General features: G+C 62.9%; 1 protein-coding gene. It reads right to left on the reverse strand.

Going from position 1 to position 1,516, the window contains the following annotated elements; translation table 11 throughout:
• Positions 1–10 precede the first annotated feature (10 nt).
• Positions 11–1,387, reverse strand: coding sequence for an IS4 family transposase (locus PYV55_RS00005; RefSeq protein WP_275848067.1), 1,377 nt, complete (start codon positions 1,385–1,387; stop codon positions 11–13).
• Between the last annotated feature and the right edge of the window lie 129 nt (positions 1,388–1,516).

The raw sequence follows: 1,516 nt of genomic DNA on the forward strand, positions 1-1,516 counted from the left end.
CGAATGGCACTTACTTAAGTTTCTTCGGATGTCCGTGCCGGCGAACGCGAGCACGAGCGCGGCGGCGGGGTTCGGTGAGCAGCGGAAACGATTTGGGTCGTCGTTTGACGGCTCTGGGTTCGATACGTCCTGGTCGGTCGGCGACGCGTTGCTGGGCGATCAGCACCAGCAGGATGTCGAGTCCATCGTCGGGTTGTGGACGTCGATGATCCCAGACCAGCCAGAGCTGCACGGTGTGCTTGAAGCTGAGCTGGCGCGGCAAGACGTCGGCGTGCTTGGCGGAAAGTAGCATCAGCAAGCGAATCAGGTTGTAGGCAAGCAAGCCAACCCACCATTCTTTCTGGTTCATCTGCGGGGTCATGCAGTGCAGCGCTTGGAGGCCGAGCGTGGTCTTGATGTTGCGCAAGTCCAGCTCGATGTTCCAGCGCTGTACATAGAGTTCGCCCAGCGCCTGCTTGCTGGTTTGCCGGGGCGAGAGCAGCGTGGTGACCAGCACCTTGGATTTCACGCGGACTTCGCGGATGAGCAGAGTCGCCGGCAATGCATCGTACTGCGGCTGGCTGAGCCAGCTCGGGCAGCGCTTGGGTTTTTCCCAGGTCACCAGATGGTCCTGAGCGCCCAGGCGCCGACCTTTGCGAAAGTCGGTGATGCGGCGCTGGTGCTGCTGCAAGACCACGTCCACACCCTGCGCTTGCAGCATCGCGATGACCACGTAGCTGCAGTAGTAGCGATCAGCGACCAGCACGTCACCGTCAACCAGGCTGCCCAGCAGTTGTGCAAACAGCGCGTGCTCGCTGCCGGTCTTGCCGCAGTACGGCCCCATCGCGCTGTCCAGGACTGCCCCCGTGGACAAGCACACCAGCGCACTGACGCGGGCGATGGGAAAGCCCAGGCCGGGTTTCTGAGTGCTTTGCTGGGGGTAACGGGCCTGATTTTCGGGCGTATCCGGCATTGTCACGGTCGAGCCGTCCAGGAGCTTGACGGCGCGCCCTTGCCACTGCCATTTCGTCGGCGCCCGCAGCGCCGTGAGGATCCCGGTCTGGCGCACCAGCGACTCCATCAGCGCCAAGGGCAGGCGCTGACGCGCTTTGCAGTAAGCCCCCGTCGAGGTGCTGCACGGCGGCAGTCCGTTGGCCAGCCGCTCCACGGCGTGGCGATTCACCACCGCTTGGCACGAGGCATCCGGGCTGAGCACCTGTCGCATGAACAACGACAAGGTCTCTGTCGGCGCGAACAATCGCTCTCGATGAGGCGGCAACTGCTGGTCGAGCAGGTCGAGCAACTCCGCTTTGGTCAGCAGATTGAAGAAGTCGCAGGACTGGATCGTTCGCGCCTGCTGACGAATCCGTTGCTGTTGATACCGGCGCGATCCGCGATGAGCGTGCATGGAGCTGACGGCCACCAAGGGCCGCTGTTGGGGTCGTACCAACAGTTTGCCCGGCCGTCAGCTTCCTTCTCAGAATCATTGCATTGCCAGCGCCAGCAGCGGGCGCTCGGCTAAAGTAAGTGCCATTCG

Source organism: Extensimonas soli, from assembly GCF_029211265.1.
GTDB classification, from domain to species: Bacteria; Pseudomonadota; Gammaproteobacteria; order Burkholderiales; family Burkholderiaceae_C; genus Extensimonas; species Extensimonas soli.